At 62.2% G+C, this 20,995-nt stretch carries 16 protein-coding genes; 7 read left to right on the top strand and 9 right to left on the bottom strand.

All coding sequences use genetic code 11. The features are described 5' to 3' along the window. Positions 1-4 precede the first annotated feature (4 nt). Positions 5-958 (bottom strand): Flp pilus assembly protein CpaB, encoded by a 954-nt coding sequence (gene cpaB / locus NVV94_RS02925; RefSeq protein ID WP_258445763.1) that lies wholly within the window; start codon positions 956-958, stop codon positions 5-7. A 319-nt stretch (positions 959-1,277) separates the two neighbouring features. Here cpaB and NVV94_RS02920 point away from each other — a divergent pair, with 319 nt between their 5' ends. The 3 genes from NVV94_RS02920 (at position 1,278) to NVV94_RS02910 (ending at position 2,468) form a co-directional block, all read left to right on the top strand. Beyond that, positions 1,278-1,466 (top strand): Flp family type IVb pilin, encoded by a 189-nt coding sequence (locus NVV94_RS02920; RefSeq protein ID WP_258445762.1) that lies wholly within the window; start codon positions 1,278-1,280, stop codon positions 1,464-1,466. A gap of 56 nt (positions 1,467-1,522) precedes the next feature. Further along, positions 1,523-1,933 carry a response regulator gene (locus NVV94_RS02915; RefSeq protein ID WP_258445761.1) on the top strand — a complete coding sequence of 137 codons (411 nt, stop codon included), beginning with the start codon at positions 1,523-1,525 and terminating at the stop codon, positions 1,931-1,933. A gap of 85 nt (positions 1,934-2,018) precedes the next feature. After that, positions 2,019-2,468 (top strand): DMT family transporter, encoded by a 450-nt coding sequence (locus NVV94_RS02910; protein WP_258445760.1) that lies wholly within the window; start codon positions 2,019-2,021, stop codon positions 2,466-2,468. A gap of 12 nt (positions 2,469-2,480) precedes the next feature. Here NVV94_RS02910 and pbpC read toward each other — a convergent pair whose 3' ends face one another. Beyond that, on the bottom strand, positions 2,481-4,805 hold the full coding sequence (gene pbpC / locus NVV94_RS02905) for a peptidoglycan glycosyltransferase PbpC (RefSeq protein WP_258447609.1): 2,325 nt from the start codon (positions 4,803-4,805) through the stop codon (positions 2,481-2,483). Positions 4,806-4,939: 134 nt separating this feature from the next. Between pbpC and NVV94_RS02900 the strand changes: the two genes are divergently transcribed. Then, positions 4,940-5,233 (top strand): hypothetical protein, encoded by a 294-nt coding sequence (locus tag NVV94_RS02900; protein WP_258445759.1) that lies wholly within the window; start codon positions 4,940-4,942, stop codon positions 5,231-5,233. A gap of 127 nt (positions 5,234-5,360) precedes the next feature. On the opposite strand, the gene NVV94_RS02895 is transcribed toward NVV94_RS02900, so the two are convergent. The 3 genes from NVV94_RS02895 to NVV94_RS02885 all read right to left on the bottom strand — a co-directional run bounded on the left by NVV94_RS02895 (position 5,361) and on the right by NVV94_RS02885 (position 11,005). Further along, positions 5,361-10,271 (bottom strand): alpha-2-macroglobulin, encoded by a 4,911-nt coding sequence (locus tag NVV94_RS02895; RefSeq protein ID WP_258445758.1) that lies wholly within the window; start codon positions 10,269-10,271, stop codon positions 5,361-5,363. A gap of 87 nt (positions 10,272-10,358) precedes the next feature. Then, positions 10,359-10,775 carry a tRNA(fMet)-specific endonuclease VapC gene (gene vapC, locus NVV94_RS02890; protein WP_258445757.1) on the bottom strand — a complete coding sequence of 139 codons (417 nt, stop codon included), beginning with the start codon at positions 10,773-10,775 and terminating at the stop codon, positions 10,359-10,361. Then, positions 10,775-11,005: an antitoxin gene (locus NVV94_RS02885; protein ID WP_258445756.1), complete on the bottom strand. Its 231-nt coding sequence runs from the start codon at positions 11,003-11,005 to the stop codon at positions 10,775-10,777. The genes vapC and NVV94_RS02885 overlap by 1 nt, the downstream gene beginning before the upstream one ends. A gap of 98 nt (positions 11,006-11,103) precedes the next feature. Between NVV94_RS02885 and NVV94_RS02880 the strand changes: the two genes are divergently transcribed. Continuing rightward, complete coding sequence (locus NVV94_RS02880) at positions 11,104-12,453, top strand: MATE family efflux transporter (protein ID WP_258445755.1); 1,350 nt, start codon at positions 11,104-11,106, stop codon at positions 12,451-12,453. Positions 12,454-12,593: 140 nt separating this feature from the next. Here the strand turns inward: NVV94_RS02880 and speA are convergent, their stop codons facing one another. The 4 genes from speA to NVV94_RS02860 all read right to left on the bottom strand — a co-directional run bounded on the left by speA (position 12,594) and on the right by NVV94_RS02860 (position 16,875). Next, positions 12,594-14,507: an arginine decarboxylase gene (gene speA, locus NVV94_RS02875; RefSeq protein ID WP_258445754.1), complete on the bottom strand. Its 1,914-nt coding sequence runs from the start codon at positions 14,505-14,507 to the stop codon at positions 12,594-12,596. A gap of 198 nt (positions 14,508-14,705) precedes the next feature. Then, positions 14,706-15,077: a translation initiation factor Sui1 gene (locus NVV94_RS02870; protein ID WP_258445753.1), complete on the bottom strand. Its 372-nt coding sequence runs from the start codon at positions 15,075-15,077 to the stop codon at positions 14,706-14,708. A gap of 184 nt (positions 15,078-15,261) precedes the next feature. Next, positions 15,262-15,798, bottom strand: coding sequence for an NUDIX hydrolase (locus NVV94_RS02865; RefSeq protein WP_258445752.1), 537 nt, complete (start codon positions 15,796-15,798; stop codon positions 15,262-15,264). A gap of 3 nt (positions 15,799-15,801) precedes the next feature. Next, positions 15,802-16,875 (bottom strand): DUF2333 family protein, encoded by a 1,074-nt coding sequence (locus NVV94_RS02860; RefSeq protein WP_258445751.1) that lies wholly within the window; start codon positions 16,873-16,875, stop codon positions 15,802-15,804. A 253-nt stretch (positions 16,876-17,128) separates the two neighbouring features. Between NVV94_RS02860 and NVV94_RS02855 the strand changes: the two genes are divergently transcribed. Then, positions 17,129-18,742 carry a PleD family two-component system response regulator gene (locus NVV94_RS02855; protein ID WP_258445750.1) on the top strand — a complete coding sequence of 538 codons (1,614 nt, stop codon included), beginning with the start codon at positions 17,129-17,131 and terminating at the stop codon, positions 18,740-18,742. Positions 18,743-18,850: 108 nt separating this feature from the next. Then, complete coding sequence (locus NVV94_RS02850) at positions 18,851-20,812, top strand: methyl-accepting chemotaxis protein (RefSeq protein WP_258445749.1); 1,962 nt, start codon at positions 18,851-18,853, stop codon at positions 20,810-20,812. Positions 20,813-20,995 lie beyond the last annotated feature (183 nt).

The raw sequence follows: 20,995 nt of genomic DNA, 5'->3' as shown, positions 1-20,995 counted from the left end.
TCAATCAAGGTGTTTGCTGGGTAACCTGGCTTCCACGTATCACTTCCATGCCGCCTGGGCGAGGCGTCGCTGCCACGACATTGAAGTTCGGAGTTCTTGGCGCGGGCGCCTGGGCCAACTGGTGAAGGCGATAAAGTTCGCGGTTGGCGATGTCGAGCTCTTGTGCCGAGCTCTGTTCATTGGCCCAGTAGCGAGCCAGACGCTGCTCCTGCGCACTGCGCACGGCCAACCGCAGAGTGCCGGCCTGCGCTGCCAGCATCAGCCTGCTCGACAAGGCTTCGGGCACCGCAAGCACCACAGTGCGCCCGGCCGAACGCAATTGCTCGGGCCGGACTTTCTCTGCAGCGCTCTGCATGTCCACGGCTGGAGTGCCATCGTTGGCCAGGCCCAGTTGTTCGCCAACGCTGAGCAGCCGCAATGCTGGAATCGCCACTTGCGCCGACTGTTCGGGGTTACTGGCGTCCTGTTTGAGAAACAGCAGCACATCGACATAGTCACCCGGGACCAGTTGCCCGGCAGCACCGATCACTTCATCGACGGCCACCGCCACCGCCCGCTCACCGGGACGAATCATCCGCGCCAGGGGGCCGCCCGCTTCGAAACTGCTTTGCTCAAGCCAGGTGCCAGCCGGCAAGGCCCGCCAAGCAGTGCGGCCGATTACCTGGTCGGGGTTCTGGAAACTGCCCAGGGGTGCGACCAGCAGGTTTTCGACGGTCAAATCTTCCGCCGTCAGCACGGCATAGGCAGGAATATCGCGACGTACCACCACGACCGGTTTGCGCAATTCATCGGTGGCCTTGGCAATGGTTTGCGCCACAGGCTGGCTTGCGGGTGCAGGTGCCGCGACTTCGGCAGCCGGCGCAGGCTTCGGGCGACTCAATACCAGCCCCCAATAGCCCACGACGATCGCACCGATCAGGAAAAATCCAGCCAGGATCATGGTCAAGCGACTGCTCATGCAGGTCCCTCTCTACGCCCCATCCCTCATCCATCCGCTTGAAAACGGACCCACTGCGCCGTAGCGACAAGTAACTATTTCGCTATTGGAAGGTAGCCCAGCTAGGCCAAAATGCCATCACCCGCCAAAAAATAATCCATCCATTCTCCGACAGCCCCTGAAAACAACGGGTTATTGACGCCAACGAAAGTTATATGACTTTAGTAATAATGCCTTCTTACACTTGTTGCCATGGAGGTTGTTGACAATGCTGTGGTGGCAAAGGGGAATCACCCAGCAATCCCGTCGCATCAACGCCCTCGACGCAAGGAGCAGTACGATGTCTCAGACCACTTTCCTGAAAAAAATCAAACATTTCGTTCATAACAAGGACGGCGCTTCCGGCATTGAATACGCGATACTCGCCGCGATTGTGGCAGCGGCCCTAGTTACTGTCGGGCCGACGTTCGGCGTGAATCTGACAGCAGCCTTCGACAAGGTCGCTGCCTCTATTGCGAAGGTGAATTAACCTTAAGGCATTGCACCAAACAATGTGTCGTTCCCAATGTTGAATAGGTACGAGCCATGCCCGTCTCTTTCCCACGCCAACAGTTGCTTCTGGTGGACGACGAAGAGGATGCCTTGCTGGAGCTCGCCGAACTGCTGGAGGGCGAAGGCTTTAGTTGCTTGACCGCAACTTCAGTCAAACTCGCCCTGCAGCAGCTGACGCGCCACCCGGATATCGCCCTGGTCATCACCGATCTGCGCATGCCGGAAGAAAGCGGCATGTCACTGATCAAGCGCCTGCGCGACCACACCGCGCGTCAGCACCTGCCGGTCATCGTCACCTCCGGCCATGCCGACATGGAGGATGTCAGCGACATGCTGCGCCTGCAGGTGCTCGACCTGTTCCGCAAGCCCATCTACCATGTCCGCCTGCTGGAAACGCTCAACAACCTGTTCCCGCAACCGAGCCTGCAATTGGTCGGGCAGTGAACGCTCGACCACCTGAATTTCAAATCGGCTAAACGCTGCGACGCAGACGGCTATAATGGCACCCCATTACTTTCTGGAGATTGCCATGCCTGCCCCTGCCTGGTGGCTGTTATGCCTGCCCTTTATCGCGGGCGCCTTCCTGCCCTTGCAAGCGGGAATCAACGGCCAGTTGGCCAAGCAAGTCTCAAGCGTACTGGCCGCCGCGTTGATCTCCTTCGCAGTGGGCACCCTGGCCTTGGTGATTCTGGTGATGCTGCAACGCGAAGTGCCGACCTTCAACGCCCTCAAAGGGCTGACCTGGTGGCACTGGAGCGGTGGCCTGCTGGGCGCTTTTTTCATTACCGTGGCGGCGTTCGCCGGGCCGCGCATTGGCGCGATGTTGTTCATGGCGCTGGTTCTGGCCGGGCAGCTGGCGATGGCCATGACCCTCGATCACTTTGGCTGGGCAGGCTTTCGCGAGGCACCGGCCAACCTGGGCAAGATTGCCGGGCTGGTGCTGATTCTCGGTGGTGTCTGGTTGATTCGCCGCAGCTGATATCACGGTAAATCAGTCGATTACTTCGAATTCGATCCGGGCCGTCTGCCCGCCTTCGTCGAGCACGCTCAGCTGATAGCGTCCGACCTGATCGAAGCTCGCACCCAGACTGTCCTGGCTCTGGGTGTCGCCGAGCGGTGCACCGTTGAGAAACCACCAGCGACGACCGCTGCCACCCAGGGCGGAAAGCTTCAGCCGCAAATTGTCGTGGCTGGCCGCCGGGCGCCGCAACTGATCACCCTCACGGACACCGACAATCGACAACGGTGAGGTGGCCGTGGGCGCTGGTGGCGGGCAACCGGGATCGGCGACTGGCAAGCGCGACTCGCGACGCTCTGCCCGCGGCAACCAGGGCTCCAGCGGCGCCGGCCACAGCGCAATATCCCGAGCCTTCGCCCCAGGGCAATGGGCATCGACACGCTGCTCTTTGGCGTTGACCCAGACCTTCTCCAGCAAACCGACACTCAAGGGCTGATCCTGCGCGAGCAAGGTCGGCGGCGTAGTGCCGTCCAGGGTCCAGGCAAAGCGTTGGCGGCGGCAGTTGGGGTCATGCCGGTCCAGCGGTTGCCCCAGCGGCCAGCAGATCGCGGCGACGCCGATGTTCGCCGGCACCGGTTGCACGGGTGCCACCAGGCCGCGCTGGCTGTCGCGGTTGGTCAGCACATCGTGAACCTGCAACATCAACGGCGCCGCCGACGCCAGGCCAAACTGGCCCGCCACTGGCGTACCGTCCGGGCGCCCGATCCAGATGCCGATCAGGTAACGCGGCCCGACCCCGATCGACCAGGCATCACGAAAGCCATAGCTGGTGCCGGTCTTCCAGGCCAGCACCGGGCGCTGCACCAGTTCGGCATGCGGGTCGCGATCCGGACGGGCCTGGCCGCTGAGAATTCGCCGCACGATCCAGGCCGCCCCAGGCGACATCAGCCTCCGCTCGCGCAATTGATCCTGCGGCTGCAAGCGCAGGTTGGCGCTCATGCCGGCCCGGGCGAAAGCGCTGTAGCCACCGACCAGGTCTTCCAGGCGACTGCCGACCCCACCGAGGATCAATGAAAGGTTCGGTTCGGCCAGGTTCGGCAGCGTCAACGGGACGCCGCCGCTGCGCATCTGCGCGGCAAAGCGCTTGGGCCCGAATGCCTCGAGCAACTGCACTGCCGGCAGGTTCAACGAGGTGGCCAGGGCGGAACTGGCGGAAACCGCGCCCGTGAAACCGGCCGAAAAGTTACCGGGCCGATAGTCGCCATAACGTCGCGGCACATCCTGCAGCAAGGATTCGGAATGGATCAGCCCTGCATCCAGGGCCATCCCATAGAGAAAAGGCTTGAGCGTGGAGCCGGGCGAGCGTACGGCGCTGATCATGTCCACGTGGCCGAAACGCCGCTCGTCACCCAGGTCAACCGAACCCAGGTAGGCCCGCACGGCCATGTTCTGCGCCTCGACCACCAGGATTGCCGCTGACGTGCGTTCCGGCAGTCGCGCACGCCAGCCCAGCAGCAAATCTTCCAGGCGCCGTTGCAAGGACGCATCGAGGGTGGTGCGAATCAGCGGCGGGCTATTGAGATGGTTCAAGCGCCGCGCCAGCAAGGGAGCCAGTGCCGGCTCCTGGCGGGGCGCCAGCAACAGCGGTTCTTGCAACGCTTCGGTGACCGTCTGTTGCGGCCATTGCCGGTAGTGCGCCAGCCGCCGCAAGACCTTGTCGCGGGCCTGCTGCGCCCGCAGTGGATGACGGTCCGGGCGCAACCGGCTCGGCGCCTGCGGCAGCACCGCGAGCATGGCCGCCTCGGCCGGTGTCAGTTGCAGCGGCGACTTGCCCAGGTACGCCCAACTGGCCGCAGCCACGCCCTGCAAGGTGCCGCCGAACGGGGCGCGGTTGAGGTAGATCTCGAGAATCTGCGGTTTGGACAAATGCCATTCCAGCTGCGCCGTTCGCCATAGCTGGCGCAATTTTCCGGACAGCGTGCGCGGGTGTGGGTCAAGCAGCCGCGCCACTTGCATGGATAAGGTACTGCCCCCCGAGAGCACGCGCCCGCCACTGAGGTTTTGCCAGACAGCCCGGCCCAGAGCCAGAGGATTGACCCCGGGGTGCCGGTAGAACCAGCGGTCTTCGTAAGTCAGCAGCGCCTGCAGGTAATAAGGTGAAACCTGGTCGAGGGCAATCGGATAGCGCCAGACGCCATCGGCATCGGCGAAGCGCCACAAGGGGGTGCCGTCTTCGGCCAGCACCACCCGCGCCAGATCGTCGCCGGGCAACGGCAACGGCCAGGTCCGGTCGGCCAGCCACAGCAGCGCGAGCAATCCCAGGACTGCGCCAAACGCCCCGGCACAACGCCTGCCCAGCGGGCTGCGCGGCAAGACTAAGCTGATGTTCAACGCCAAAGGCCTTTATGCTTGGCCAGGGAACTCTCCACGTCCGGTGATAGCCCAAGGCTCGGACCGGACGCGAAAGCCGTTAAATGGATCAAGGTACGACTATGCATGTAGAAAGCTTTTTCGAATGGCTCGGGCAGGCGCTCGGCGCGGTGATTCGCTTTATCGTCGATGGCCTGAGCGGATTGTTCAACCTGTTGGCCAACGCCGGCAGCAATTTTATCGAAGGGCTTTCGCGTACGTTGGGCATGGATACGTCGCTGATCAGCGTCGCCGCGTTGATCATCGGCCTGACGCTGCTGTATTCGGGGATCAGGGCTTTCATGCGCACCTCGATCATTCTCGGAATTATCTGGTTGATGCTGGGGTTGTGGGTGTTGAGCTGGATTATTCAGTGAATCCGTTTACGACCGCTGCGCGGTCGATCGCGGGCAAGCCCGCTCCTACAATGGTCACGCGTACGCCTGTGTAGGAGCGGGCTTGCCCGCGAGAGGCCCTAATGCCTGGCACTACCCCAACCAATATTCACCTGCCCTTGATCACCATCTCCCCAACCGTCTCCCCCACCGCCTGCCAGTTCGGCCGGTACATCGACTCCACCTGCGGCGGCGGCACCCGATAACTGCCCGGCGTGACCGCCCGCGCCAGGTACAACAGATGCGTGGTGCCGTACCCATCGAGTTTCAACGCCGCCACATAGCGATCGTCGCGGTACTCCTGGTGTAGCAGGTTGGCATTGCGCATTGACTCTCGCCACTCCTTGACCTTGCTGCTGGCGTTTTCCAGGCTGGCCGCGCTTTGGGCCAGGTTCTGGTTTTCCAGCTCAAGACCGGCCGGCAACAGGTCCACCACGAGCGCATCCGGCACTCGCTGTTTGGCACTCACGGCCAGGTGCACCAGCACCAGATCGCCGCTCTTGACCGACTTGAGGTCCAGCGGCTGACCATTCATGCCCAGGTATTCACGGCGAATGCTCAGGTTCTCGCCACCCGGAGCAGGCGCCAGCCGTGGATAACCGGACACCGTCAACTGCTGGTACAACGGCTCGCTGCCATTGTTGTGGATCGTCAATGGCGAGGCCAGCAAGGGCCCTTCGAGCTTGAGTCCCGGTTGTGCGGTGCTCAGCTCGCGCGTTTGACCAGCACTGCTCAGTTGGGCAGTCCATTGCGCTTCGGGCTTGCCCAGCGAACTGCGGCCGGCGAGGAACAGCGCGTTGCGTTCCTGGGTCGAGAGCCACTGGCTGGCCGCCAGTTGATCGGAGAGTTCGAACAGGCGTTCTTCGCGTCGGTCCGCCGCCAGATCGTTTTCCTCCAGCAGGGCCAGAATCATCGCCTGATCGCGCAACGGGCTGCCATAGTCGGCCAGCCAGTCCCTGGCATTGCGCGTTGCCGCAAGCCCGGCCTGCAGCGCCTGATCGGCGCGCGGCTTGTCGCCCATTTTTTCCAGGGCGATGGCCAGTTGTACCAGTGGCAACCCGGAGCGGGCATCGGTACGGCGCTCGAACACGCTGCGCAGCGCCCCCAGCGGCGCTTGTTGACTACGCGCCAGCACCAGGCCGGCATACGCCTGAACCGCGAAACGCGTGTGCTCGGCGTTCTCGCTGTAGCTCACCTCGATCAGGTTGCGTTCCTGCAAATAGCGCAACAAGCGTTCGCTGGCCTTCTTCACTGCCTCGGCCGGCACGGCGTAACCTTGCTCGCGTGCGCGCAGGAGGAAGTCGGTGACATAGGCCGTCAGCCAGAACTCTTCCTCGCCGTCCGCGCCCCACAAGCCGAAACTGCCGTTGTAACGCTGCATGCTCAGCAGCCGCTCGATGCCCAATTCGATCTTGCGCTGGCGTTCGCTCTGCGATTCGCCTTCCAGGCCCAGCCGTTCGAGCGTCGCAGCATCGGCATAGAGCGAAGGGTACAGGCCACTGGCAGTCTGCTCCACGCAACCATAGGGGTAAGCCTTGAGGGCACGAATCTGCTCGCCCAGGTTCAACGGCGGGCGACTGGACAGGGCCAGCAGTGCTTCGCGACCTGCAGGTTCGAACACCTCCAGTTCGCCATCGGGCAACTGCCAGGTCTGCTCCTTGAGCACGGCGCGGTAATGCTTGAGCAAGGCCGGGTAGGCCGGGCGCACGCCCAGAGTCCACTCGCGGTCAAAGGCCGGCAAGGTTTCGCCGGGCAAGCTCAGGCCCTGGACCGTGACCTTGATCCGACCCTGGCCGAAACCACCCTGGGCCTGTACCGGAATCTGCAAGGTCGTGCGCTGCCCCTGGGCCAACGACAGGCTTTGTTCAGGCGCAGCGAGCACACTGAGCTGGCCTTCGCCTGCCAATTGCACGGTGAGCTTTTGTGCCTGGCCGGAGAGGTTCGACAGGTCGAGCGCCAGGTTGGTCTGGTCACCACCAGCCAGGAAGCGCGGCGCCGACAACTCGGCTATCAGGGGCGCCGCGATCACGGTTTTACCTTCGGCCATGCCGTAGCGCTCGTCGGTCCAGGCTTGCGCCATCAAGCGCAGCTCACCGTTGAAATCGGGAATATCGACACTGACCTCGCCTTCACCCTGCTCATTGAGGGCCACCGGCGCACTCTGCAGCGCGACGATGGTCAGGCTGGTGTCCGGTCGCTTGCCACCTTTTGCCAATGCCGCGTCACCCCCGAAGGCGAGGCTGGCCAGGCGGCCCTGCCCGGCTTCGATCAATTGCCCATAGATATCCAGTTGGTCGGCGCCGTAGGCCTTGCGCCCGAACAGGCTGGAGAACGGGTCGGGCGTCGGGTATTGGGTAATGTTCAAAATACCGACGTCCACGGCCGCCAACAGCACCTGGACCTGCTTGGGCACGCTGCCGTCGGCATTGCGCGCCTGCAACTTGACCGTCAGCGGCTGCTTGGGTCGCATTTTCTCCGGTGCTGTCAGGGTCACGGCCAGTTTGCGTGGTGCCCTGTCCAGCGGCAGGTGCAAGACGCCAACGGCACGCTTGGGCGTGATGTTGGCCTTGCGCTCACCCGGACGAATCACCAGTGCGCTGACATACAAATCATGCCGCGCCCATTTCGGGTCGAGCTTGATCGCATAACTTTTGCCTTCGGCCGGAACGTCGATCTCCTGCCACCACAATGACCCCTCGCTGGACTCGACCAGCAGGTAGCCGGTGCCCGCCGCCGGCGGCGTGACCGTGACGTTGGCGGTGTCACCATCGCCATAGGCGGGCTTGTCCAGTGCCAGCTTGACCTGGTCGGGCCGCACCGCACCGCCCCCGGCATTGTCCTGGGCGCGATAGCCGGCCCAGAAGCGCAGGCTGCTGATCATGCCGGTCTGCGGGTCCTGGACCTCGACACGGTACGGGCCCCACTCCACCGGGAAGCTGATCCTGGCCGTCGCACCCTCCTTGATGCTGAGGGTTTCTTCGTTCAAGGTCAGGTACTTCTCGTTGAAGTTGTAGCTCCAGCCATCGTTCTGCGAGTAATTCCAGTAATAGTCGCGCCGTTCGCGCACCAGACGGACCTTGAGATTCTCGGCGGCCAGCTTGTGGCCTTCATGGTCGGCGACCAGCACTTCGAACTCGACCGGAGCATCGCCGTCGGTTTCTTCGCCATCAAACAGACCGCGCAGCCCCGGCAGGCGTTCGGCCGGCCAGACCGGTTGGACAAAACGGCGGGTAATCGGGCGCCCACCGGACTCCTGCAGGCTGGCCTGGACGATCAGATTCAACGGCGAACGGGCCTGGGCCCATTTGCTTGCAATGGCGATGGTGGCCTCACCTGCGGCATTGAGGGAGGTTTCATCGAGCTCCAGGTCCTGACTCAACTCTTCTTCAGTGACCGAGCCGAACTGATACCCCGGCAACGCCTTGACCGCTTCGCGCAGCGGGCGCACATACGCCTGCCCGCTCAGGCGATTACCGGAGGCCGGTGCACCGTACAGGTAGCGGCCATTGACCTTGATCCGGGCCGTGTCTCCCGGCGCGATGGGTGTTTCGCTGCCCTTGAGTTCAAGCGCCAGGCGCTCGGGCAGGAAGTCTTCGACCAGAAACTCATACAGTTGCGGCTTGCCGTCGCCCAGGTCGAACAGCAGTTGCCAGCGCCCGGTCGGTGCTTCGGCGGCCAGCTGCAATCGATACTGGTAGAGCCCGGAGGGCTCGGGCTGCCAGACAAACTTGCGGCTGACCTGCGCATCCGGGCGACGCACTTCGACCGTCACCGGTTGCGGTTTGACCGCTCGCCCATCGTTATCGCGCAGCAAGGCATTGAGCAGCACGGTTTCGCCCGGGCGATAGAGATCGCGAGGGCCGAACACGAAAAATTGCAGCGGATGCGCCCGCGGGCCGGTGATATTGAATTCGGCGAGATCCAGTGCGGCGCTGTTGAGGCGAAGCAGACTGGTCTGCTCACCCTGTTGGGCCAGCAGCACTTCGGCCTTGGCCGGCAGCGGCAGCTGGGCATGACCACCGACCTCGGTCTTGCCCTGGGCGAGCACCCGGCCATCGCTATCGAGCACCTCGAGGCTGATCCCTTCCAGTGCCTTGCCGCCTTCGAGCGCCTGGGTGAAAACGTCCAGGCGATTGTGATAACGGTGCACAGAAACGCCGATATCACTGAGCGTGAACAAGGTCGCCGGCTGTGAATAGTTGTAAGTCCCGGCGGCGCGCATCACGGCCAGATAGACCCCGGGTTGCTGCAATGGCTTGAGCCCGCTGATGGGCAGCAACAGGGTTTCGCGGGTGTTGCGCACCGGGTTGAGGTCGAAGCGGCCACCATAGACCAGCTCGGCCATGGGCAGCAGTTCCTTGGCCTCATAGGTCTGCAGACTGCCGCCGCGCCCCCACTGGCTGAGAAAGGCCGGCAGTGCTTGCGGCTTGATGCGGAAGAACTCGACATTGACCTTGTCGACATTCAGCGCGATCACCGGCAAGCCCTCGGCCAGTCGCGTCGGCAACAGCGAACCGCGGCTGGCAAAGCCGATGCTCGGCTCCAGGTCACGGGTTTCGAGACGGCTGACCGACTCGCTGCTCAAGCTTTTGCCATTGACCGCCCGCAGCCCGGCATCGATCGTCAGCACCAGCTTGCGCTTGGGCTCCAAATGGCGCAGGCGCAGCTCCATCAGGTTGTCCGACAGTTCCCAGGCGCCGTCGACCTTGCCATTGACCGTGTCGACCAGGTGCAGCTTGTCGGCGAATTTCTGCTCCGGGTCCAGCGGCACCGAAAAGGCTATCGACAAGGTGCTGGCACCCTCGAGCTGCACTTCCGAGACATCCACCACCGTCAGTTCACGACCGGCATAGCGCTCGCTCAGCACTGCCACATCCTGCGCCGGACGCGGCTTGGCGACCTCCTTGTTCACCACCGTTTCGGTGGGTGCAGGCACAGGCGCCGGCTTGTCCGGCGACGACGAATCACAGGCACTCAGCAATGCAAGCGCACAAGCCAGCCACAATCCTTTGTTCAGCATGGGAGACTCTTTGGCAGCGATGTCTAAGGGGTGAACTATATATCAACATCGCTGGGTGGGCCGGAAAGAGGACGGCCGCCATAGCTCTCAACCGATGGCATGAGCATTGACCCAATCCTCTAACCGCAGCCCCTTCACACGCTCGAACTCCCCGAGATTATTGGTGACCAGGATAAGCCCCAACGATCTGGCGTGACCGGCAATCATCTGATCGTAGGGCCCAATCGGCTTACCGCTTTTAGCCAGCTCAGCCCTCAGTTGACCGCTGTGTGCAGCAGCTTGGTTGTCATAACTCAATACCTCGAGCCGGGCTGCGAAACCTTCGATGACTGCCAGGTTTTTCTCTGGGGCTGCGGACTTCTCCGCCCCGTAAATCAACTCCATCAGAGTGACCGTGCTGATGCACAACTGACCGTGATGACGAGTGAACGCTTCTCGAACTTCCTGGGGTTTGTTCTTCAAAGTGAAGATACAGATGTTGGTATCCAGCATGTATTTGAGCATTAAAAAGTCTCACGCTCCTGATCGGCGGGCTGTTCACGCTCCGACATGAAATCGACGCTCACGCTTTCGCCCTCGAACCAGCTGTCCCAGGATTCCCCTGCCGGGGTAATCAGACGGGCTCGCCCTATTGCCACCACATCCACCCGGGTAACATCGTCGGGCAACGCAACCGCCTTGGGCAATCGGACAGCCTGGCTGCGATTGCTTTTGAATACAGCGCCTTGTTCCATGATTCACCTCACTCGGGATATACCCAATGTATATCCAAGTGTAGTATCACGTCTGTATATGTCAACGGGATATACCTCATCCCTCGCTCGGAGCCTGCATGTCCCAACTGCTGAACGACTGGCGCGACCGCCCGACTCACCGGCGGGTCTGGGCGCTGGCCGCACCGATGATTCTTTCGAATATTTCCGTGCCTTTGGTGGCGCTGGTCGACAGCGCGGTGATCGGCCACCTGCCTCACGCTCACCAACTTGGCGCAGTGGCGGTCGGCGCCAGCCTGTACAGCCTGCTCGCCTGGGCCATGGGCTTTCTGCGCATGGGCTCGACCGGGTTCGCAGCCCAGGCAGCCGGGCGCAATGACGGTGCCGGCCTGCGGCAAATTCTGTTGCAGGGGTTGCTGTTGGCATTGCTGTTTTCAGTGCTGCTGGGGCTTCTGGCTGTGCCGTTCAGTCATGCTGCGCTCAGCCTGATGCAGCCCTCGGCGGCACTAGAACAGACCACTCACGATTTTTTCCAGACGCGTTTGCTCGGGCTGCCAGCGGCCCTGGCCAGTTTCGCCCTGGTGGGTTGGTTTCTCGGCACTCAAAACGCCCGCGCGCCGCTGGCGATTCTGCTGACGACCAATCTGCTGAACATCGCCCTGAACCTGTGGTTCGTGCTCGGCCTGGACTGGGGCGTGGTCGGTTCGGCGCGGGCGTCGGTCGTGGCGGAATGGACGGGGGCCTTGCTCGGGTTGGCCATGACCCGCCCGGCCCTGCGCGCCTACCCGGGCAAGGTCGCCTGGGCGGCGCTGCGTCGCTGGCAAAGCTGGCGCCCGTTGCTGGGTGTCAATCGCGATATCTTCATACGCAGCCTGGCCCTGCAAGCGGTGTTCTTGCTGATTACCATCCAGGGCGCACGCCTGGGCGATGCCACCGTGGCGGCCAATGCCTTGCTGCTCAATGGATTGCTGCTGACTGCGCACGCCCTCGACGGGCTGGCCCATGCAGTCGAAGCGCTTTGTGGCCACGCGATTGGCGCACGTGACCGCCAGGCCCTGCGCCGCTCGTTGACGGTCGCCTGTGGCTGGTCGCTGCTGGCGAGCCTGGCCTTTGCCCTACTGTTCATGTTGGGCGGGCATTTGTTTATCGAGATGCAGACCAACATTGCCGCCGTACGCGAGACGGCGTTCCAGTACCTGCCGTATCTGGCTGTGCTGCCGTTGGTAGCGGTCTGGAGTTATTTACTGGATGGGTTGTTCATAGGCGCCACGCGGGCTCGGGAAATGCGCAACGGGATGCTGCTCAGCGTGACCATAGCGCTGCCGCTCGCCTATGCCGCGAGCGGTCTGGGCAATCATGGGTTGTGGATGGGGTTTCTGCTGTTCATGGCCTTGCGTGCGGTAACGCTGGGCGCGATTGCCAGGCGGTTGCAGAGGCAGGATGCGTGGTTCGAAGGGCCGATGCACTGATCTGGCGGCCTCATCGCTGGCAAGCCAGCTCCCACAGGAGTTCGGACTGGCGCACATTTTGTGGACACAGATCACAACTGTGGGAGCTGGCTTGCCAGCGATGAGGCCATTGCAGGCAACCCACTCCCACAGTTATTCACTCAGGACGACAAGTAGGAAGACCGGGTCAGCCCCAAACGCAAGGCATCCAGGAACTGAGTGCGCTCGCGCACGCTGATCTTGGCGCTGGCGACCTTGTCGCGGTAGTGCGTCATCAACTCCTCGGGCGACAGGTGCACGTAGCGCAGCATGTCCTCGATGGTGTCGTGGGTCTCGATACCGGCGTGGTATACGCTGCCATCCGGATTCTGATAGATGTTCACCGAGTCGGTGTCACCGAACAGGTTGTGCATGTCACCGAGAATTTCCTGGTAGGCGCCGACCAGGAAGATACCCAGCAGGTAGTCCTCGCCTTCGTTGACCGCATGCACCGGCAGGCTGGTCTCAATGCTTTGCTCGTCGACGTACTGGTTGATCTTGCCGTCGGAGTCGCAGGTCAGGTCCTGCAATACCGCGCGGCGCAGCGGCTCTTCCTCGAGACGGTGCAGCGGCAGGATCGGCAGTACCTGGCCGATGGCCCAGGTATCGGGCAGGCTCTGGAACACCGAGAAATTGCAGATGTACTTGTCGGCCAGCTTGTCGTTGAGCTCGTCAAGCACCTGGCGATGGGAACGCTGGCGGGCTTTCAACGAGTTGTGCAGGCGACGGCATACCGCGAAATAGCACTGCTCGGCCAGGGCTTTCTGGGCCAGGGTGATCTTGCCGTCGGCGTACTGGGCGGCGACGTCGCTCATGTAGTGGGTCGCACGCCAGTAGGTTTCAGTGACCATTTCGATATCGGTCGGGCCGAGCAGATCCACCAGCCACTGAACGGTCTCGGGCAGGTTATCCTTGTCGTCGATTTCCGGTACTTCGTCGTTGTGCTTCTCGACGTCGGTGACCTGGACCACCAGCATGGCGTGGTGGGCCGTCAGCGCGCGACCGCTCTCGGAGAAGATATGCGGGTGCGGCAACCCCTGGGCATCACAGAATTCCTTGAGCATGCCGACCACCACACCGGCGTAATCATCCATGTCGTAGTTGATCGAGCTGGCGTTGCGCGAATGGGTACCGTCGTAGTCGACGCCCAGCCCCCCGCCGACATCGATATGGTCGACCGGCAGGCCCAGTGCACGCAATTCACCGTAGTAGCGGATCGCTTCCTTGAACCCGTGCTGGTAGTCCGCCAGGTTGGCGATCTGCGAACCCATGTGGAAGTGCAGCAGGCGGATGCCCTGATCCAGGCCGGCGGCGCGGAAGCGCTCGACAACCGAAATCAACTGCGCCGCCGACAGGCCGAACTTGGACTTTTCGCCGCCGGTATCGGCCCACTTGCTCGAAGCCAGCGAGGACAGGCGCACGCGCAGGCCGACCTGTGGCTTGACCTTGAGGTCGGCCGCCTCTTCGATCACCAGCGTCACTTCCGACTCTTTTTCGATGACGATAAAGACATTATGACCGAGCTTCTGCCCCATCAGCGCCAGACGAATGAACTCGCGATCCTTGTAACCATTGCAGACGATGGTGCCGCCCTTGGGCGCCAACGCCAGCACGGCCAGCAGCTCGGGTTTGGAACCGGCTTCCAGACCGATGGAAACGTTCTGGGTCGCGATGATGTTCTCGACCACCGCTTCCTGCTGGTTGACCTTGATCGGGTACAACGCGGTGTACTTGCTCTGGTATTCCAGGCGCTCGATATTGGCGTCAAAGGCACCGGTCAGCTGGCGCACGCGGTCCTGCAGGATGTCCGGGAAACGGACCAGCAATGGCAGGGACAGGCCGCTCTTGCGCAACTCGTCGACTTGTTCGTACAAATCAATCGGCGCACTGCCCGGGCCGTTTGGACGGACTTCGACGCGCCCGGCCTCGCTGATCGCGAAATACCCGGCCCCCCAATGGCGAATCCCATAAACACTGCGGCTGTCCGCAACTGTCCATTGGCTGCCATCGTCTTTGCGTGTGCGTCGTACGGACATCGAAGTCCCCTATAGAAAAGTCAAAAGACACTGCCCGAAATTGGCTGCGAGCAATGTATGAAATGTAGATGACGATTGCCTGAATCCGGGGTGTAGACCCTCAGATTCGAATCGAGTTTAGAAAACGATTGTCCGCCTCGCGCAGCCGAACGGTTCCGGGAGCACCGGACCAGGGCAAAACGCGAGGTAATGGAACGATCAGCCGCCGGACTTCTTGGCTTTGAAGCCGAGTTTGACCAGCTCTGCCAGCAGCAGTTCGACGTGATCGCCCTGGATCTCGATGACACCGTCCTTCAACGAGCCGCCAGTACCGCAACGACGCTTGAGGTTGGTCGCAAGCTCCTTGAGCTCATCGAGCGCCAATGGCACGCCACTGACGGTGGTGACCGTCTTGCCACCACGGCCTTTGCTTTCGCGGCGCACGCGGGCAATGCCGTCCCCTTCGGGGATAGCAGTCTGTTTACAGATGCAGGCATCTATCGGCTGACGACAGTCCGGACAATGCCGACCTGCGTCGGTGGAGAACACCAGGCCGCCCAGGGCGGCGAAGGATGCGGCTTTCTTGGCCACCTTTGATCCTCTTGGGAGGATAGAAACTGGTCGACCGATGCCGACCGCGAAGCCCCACTCTGGCAGGGGCAGCGCAACTGAAGCGGGCAAGGCCGCTTCAGCTTGAAAAAGGTCGGGCAGTGTAACGACAAATGACGTGAATGCTAAGTGCAAAACTGCGCCATTTTGCACAGCATTCGCGACGTTATTTCTGGCTCGCGATAAATCGGTTCAGTGCGGCCAGGGAGTCCGGGCAGTATGGCCTTCGCTGGCTGTCCTCCAGCGCCTCGGACAATGGCAGGAATCGCGCTTCGATCACTTCTTCGGGCTGCAGGCGCAAAGGCCCGTCCCAGACAGCCGAAAACACTGCGCACCAGAGTCGGTTGCCCGGCTGGTCGAAAAAGAAATGCTCATGGGCGTGCAGCTCGACGCCAGCGACCCCCAGCTCTTCCTCGAGCTCACGCGCCGCCGACTCGGCATAGCTTTCATCGGCCTGGACCATTCCGCCAGCGGCCACGTCCCAGTAACCGGGATAGATCGCCTTGCTCAGAGTCCGCCGGTGCACGCAGAGCTCGCCGGCGGAGTTGAACAGCAGAATATAGGTCCCCCGGCCGATCAGGCCACGCTCACGCAGCTCGGCCCTGGGCAAGGCGCCCAAGGGCTGGTCCTGCTCATCGACCCAGGCGATGGTTTCGGCATCGGAGGCGGCGCGATGCGCGGCCTCGGTAGCTGATATCGGCATGCCTCAACCCTGCGACAACAGTTGACGCAGGTCGATGACCGCCGCGTTGGCCCGGGAAACATAGTTGGCCATGACCAGCGAGTGGTTGGCCCATACCCCGAAGCCGCTGCCATTGAGCACCATTGGGCTCCACAGCGACTCTTGCGATGCTTCCAGCTCACGAATGATCTGGCGCACGCTGACGGTGGCGTTCTTCTTGGCCAGCACGTCGGCGAAATCGACTTCGATGGCCCGCAGCAGGTGCGACAGTGCCCAGGCCTGGCCACGGGCTTCATAGAAGACGTTATCGATTTGCAGCCACGGGGTTTCCACCACTTCCTCGTCCACCTGAGGTACCTGCCCCGGTGTGAAGGTATCGGTCTTCAAGCTGCTGTTGAGCTTGACCCGCCCGACACTGGCCGACAGTCGTTGCGACAACGAACCCAGCCGCGTGGCGACATCACCCAGCCAGTTGTTCAGGTTATCGGCGCGGGTATAGAACAGGGCGTTTTTCTGATCCTGTGCAGACAAGCGTGTCTGATAGCGGGTCAGGGAGTTGATGCCCTCCTGGAACTCCGACTCGCTGGACGGCAGGATCCAGCTCTTGTTGTCGAAGTTGAAACGCGGTTCGGCCTTGGCCAGGTCGGCGTCTTCGGTCGACTGCGACTGGGAACGGGCAAAGTCCTTGCGCAAGGCACGGCTCAGGTCACGCACCTGGACCAGCACGCCGTACTCCCAGCTGGGCATGTTGTCCATCCACAGCCCTGGCGGAAAACGGTCGTTGGAAATGTAGCCGCCAGGTTTGTTCAACAGCGTACCGGCGACGGTCTTGAGCGTTTCCACGGTGGTATAGCCGACCACCATGGGCTTGTTCGCCCGCTCCGCAGCCATTTGTGCATTCTGCTGCACCGGGAACAGATCGGGCTCGGCGCTCCAGTACCAACCCACAATGGCTGCCACCAAAAGGTACAGGAACAGCAACGTACCAAGCGCGCGACTGAGCAACAATCCACTGAAGTAACTGCGTGCTCCGGCCCCTCTGGCATCGACGCGCTCTCGCGCCTGCGGTTTGCCTGTACGGTTTTTCCAGTCCAGCATGGCTATGTCCTTTCGATCACGTCAGTTCAATTCAATGTTTCGACCGCAACCCCACTGCTTCGTGCCTCAGGGATTGCCACAGGAGTTCTGCACTATAAAGGAAGCGCCCGCGCAAGCATAAGCGACTCATCGGTCACAAAATGAATGGCGCGGGTTGGCAGTTTATTGACGTACGGAACTCGTTAGAATGAAAAGAGCTGCTAGCATAGAGCCACCACTCGACCTCAGCCTCACCCTAACCAGTAGTCAGGATATGACCGAGCCAGAAGATCCCAACCGTGAGCGTCTCAAGCATCACTTTGCCCAGCGGGTCATTCATCAAGCTCGTCAACTTCTTGAGATCTGGCAGCGCCTGCAGCGCAGCGAAGGGGCCGCAAGCGACCTGACCGAGCTCTCGCAAGCCAATCTTCGACTGCTGAGGTTCGCTGAACGTTTCGAGCAACCCGAACACATACGGTTGGCGCATACCATCGGCCAGACGCTACTGGCCGTCGAAGACAATCACGGGCGGCTGAGCAGCGAGTTGATCCATGAGTTCAATCGCTTGATGCAACGGCTGTCACGCACCGGCCTGCGCCAGGGCGATCAACTGGAGCAAACCCCGCTACCGCCCCTGCGTAAACCAATCTACCTGATGTTGCAGGACCATGAGCGGGGCGACCGCCTGGCCAAACAACTGGAGTTTTTCGGCCTGTGCGCCCAGTCGCTCAAGAGTGTAGCGGCCTTTCGTGCTTCCATGGCCGAAGGACTTCCAGCGGCGATCGTCATGGACGTCGACTTCTGCGGCCCCGGCCTGGGATTGACGCTGGCGGCGCAGGCACAGGAGGGCCTGGAGCAAAAACTGCCACTGCTGTTCTTCAGCCTGCATGAAACCGATACTCCGACCCGCCTGGCCGCGGTGCGAGCCGGCGCCCAGGAATTCCTGACCGGCGCCCTTGAAGCCTCCAGCCTGCTGGAGAAAGTCGAGGCCCTTACCTGCGTTGCGCAGTACGAACCCTTCAAGGTGCTGATCATCGACGACTCCAGGGCCCAGGCGCTGCACACCGAACGCCTGCTCAACAACGCCGGGTTCGTCACGCAGACACTGATCGATCCAATCCGGGCCATGGCCGAACTGGCCGACTTCCAGCCCGACCTGATCATTCTCGATATGTACATGCCTGCCTGCACCGGTACGGAGCTGGCCAAGGTCATCCGCCACAACGATCGCTACGTCAGCGTACCGATCATTTACCTGTCGGCCGAAGACGATCTGGAAAAACAGCTCGACGCCATGAGCGAAGGCGGCGACGACTTCCTGACCAAGCCGATCCAGCCGCGCCACCTCATCACTACCGTACGCAACCGCGCCTCACGGGCGCGCAACCTCAAGGCCCGGATGGTCCGCGACAGCCTCACGGGCCTGTACAACCACACGCATATCCTGCAACTGCTCGAAGACTGCAGCTACCGCGCCAGGCGCGAAAACAAGCCGCTGAGCTTTGCCATGCTCGATATCGACCATTTCAAAAAGGTCAACGACAGCCACGGCCATCCCATGGGCGATCGCGTCATCAAGAGCCTGGCCCTGTTTCTGAAACAACGCTTGCGCAAGACGGACTTCATTGGCCGCTATGGCGGCGAAGAATTCGCCATCGTCATGCCCGACACGGACCTGACAGCGGCCTACAACGTTCTGGACGAAATTCGCCAGCGCTTCGCCGAAATTCATTACCCTGCCCAACCGCGCGACCTGTCGTGCACCTTCAGCGCCGGTGTCGTGCAGCTGTGCGAAGGCATGGACAGCCTGCTCATGGCCAGCCTGGCCGATGAAGCGCTTTATCGAGCCAAGAGCGGCGGACGCAACCGAATCAGGCGCGCCGACTAGAGGCCAACTGCTACTATTTTTTCACCCAGCGCTGTCGTCGTCATAACCCTGTCATTAAAACGCAATAACTTCAGGCACTTACCATTCGGTCGTTGGTAGAACCCACGCATGCGCCTGAAACTCCTCACCAATTTCAACACCCTGTTGCTGGTCACCGTCTGCATCGCTTTGGGCGCCACGCTCTGGTGGTCGCAACGGGCGCTGGAGCGTCCCTATCTGTTGATGGAACGCTATCTGGGACTGTCGCAACAGTTTCAGGATCAGGTTGCCCGCAACATTCAGGACTACCTGGGCAGTGGCGATGCGCTGCGTCACAGCAATGCCCTGCAGGCCATTGCCGCGCTGCAGCAGGAAAGCACCGAGCTGCCTTTGGCGCTGGCCGAACGGATACGCCCAAGCCTGGAATCCCTGCAGGTATTCAGCAGTACCGACCTGCTCGCCGCCGGCAAGCTGGCAGGCGACCCCCAGGTCCTGCTGCTGCAGGCCGAACGCGAAATCGGCGCCAGCCTCGAGCAGTTGGCGCAATATGCCCAGGGCAGCGGCAACCCCGATGCGGCTCGCTACCAACCGCCGCTGTTCGGCGCCGCGCAGCATCTGGCGCGCTTGTCGCTGGCCCGGGAAAAGCTGGTCAGCAGCGGACGCAGCGAACTGGCCAGCGATGTCGAGCGTGAGTTGTCGGCCATCGTCGGCCATGCGCAAGCCCTCGAAACCCTGCCGCTGCTGGGAGTCACAGCCAGTCTCGAATCCAGCGCCGATGATTTCGCCGCCATGATGGGGCTGCAGAGCGACGCGAAAACCGAAACACAGGATGCCGGCGTAGACCTCAAGCGCCAGCTGCACAGCCTGCTCAACCGCTACCCCGCCGAATTGAACCGTACCCGCGAGCAGATCCAGCGTCGAGCCGAGTTGGGTGCCCGCGCCGTTGACCGGATCGCTGCCGTGCAATCGGCCATCGCGGGCCTGGAGCCCGAAGTGCGCAGCCAGCACGGTCGGATCCAAAGTGAGGTGCGAGTCATCCAGAGCGTAATGATTGCCCTGATCCTGCTGATCGCTTTGTTGATAGACACCCTGCAGCGTCGCCTGGCCCGGGTGCTGACCCATCTGGCGCCAGCACTCTCGCAATGGGCCGAAGGCGACTTCAGCCGCCCGATTGCCCTGGGAGCCACCAATCGCGAGATGCATGACATTCAGGAGTCGTTGAACCGCCTGCGCGATTACCTGGTCGATCTGGTCGGGACGATCCGCAGCAACGCCGAACAAGTGGCCGGCAGCAGCCGCGCATTGGCCGACCTGAGCAGCGGCCTGCACAACGGCGCCGAACGCCAGGCCGGGGACACAGCGCAGATCCGCGATGCGCTGGGCGAATTGGAGGCGACCATCCAGCAGGTCGCCGGTGACGCCAGCCAGGCTGCCGATGCCAGCCGCGATGCCGGTCGAGCAGTGCAGCAGGGCCAGGCCGTGATCGGCCAGAGCCTGACCGGGCTGCATGCACTGGTGGGCGAAGTACAAGGCAATGCGCAAATGATCGAACGATTGGCCGAAGAGTCGGCGACGATCGGCGGGGTCCTGACGGTGATTCGTTCAATTGCCGATCAGACCAACCTGCTGGCCCTGAACGCTGCCATCGAGGCTGCTCGCGCCGGCGAAATGGGCCGCGGCTTTGCCGTGGTCGCCGAGGAGGTCCGCTCGCTGGCCCAACGCACCGCAGGCGCTACCGGCGAGATCCAGGCACTGATTGCCAGCCTGCAACAGGCCGCACGGCAATCGGTGGAGGGCATGCGCGCCCAGGTCGAACATGCCGAAGCGACCGCGAGCAAGGCCCAGGCAGCCGACGGCGCGCTGGACGAGATCGTCGCCGCGATCCAGACGATCGCCGAAACAGCCGTACGCATCGCCGACGCGACGGCGTATCAGAGTGGAGCGGTCAGCGAGATCCGGGATCACAGCGAACGCATTCACGAGTTGGGTGCCGATAACCTGCAGCGTATTGGCGAGGGGCGGCATGAGGGGGAACAGTTGTTGGTGCTGGGGGGGCAGTTGCATACGGCGGTGCAGGCTTTCCGGGTTTGACCTTCAGGGCGTCATCGCTGGCAAGCCAGCTCCCACAAGGTCCCGGAACCCAGAGATATCTGGTTCGACACAAATCACTGTGGGAGCTGGCTTGCCAGCGATGACGCCCGAGCAGACAAAGCAAAGCCCACCCCTTGAGAAACCCTCACTTACAACCCCGCCTCCTGCAGACTCCGCCGCACT

The organism is Pseudomonas sp. LS1212, assembly GCF_024741815.1.
Taxonomy (GTDB): domain Bacteria; phylum Pseudomonadota; class Gammaproteobacteria; order Pseudomonadales; family Pseudomonadaceae; genus Aquipseudomonas.
The sequence above is the reverse complement of the archived record's forward strand: the minus strand, read 5'-3'. Positions and strand labels throughout refer to the sequence as shown.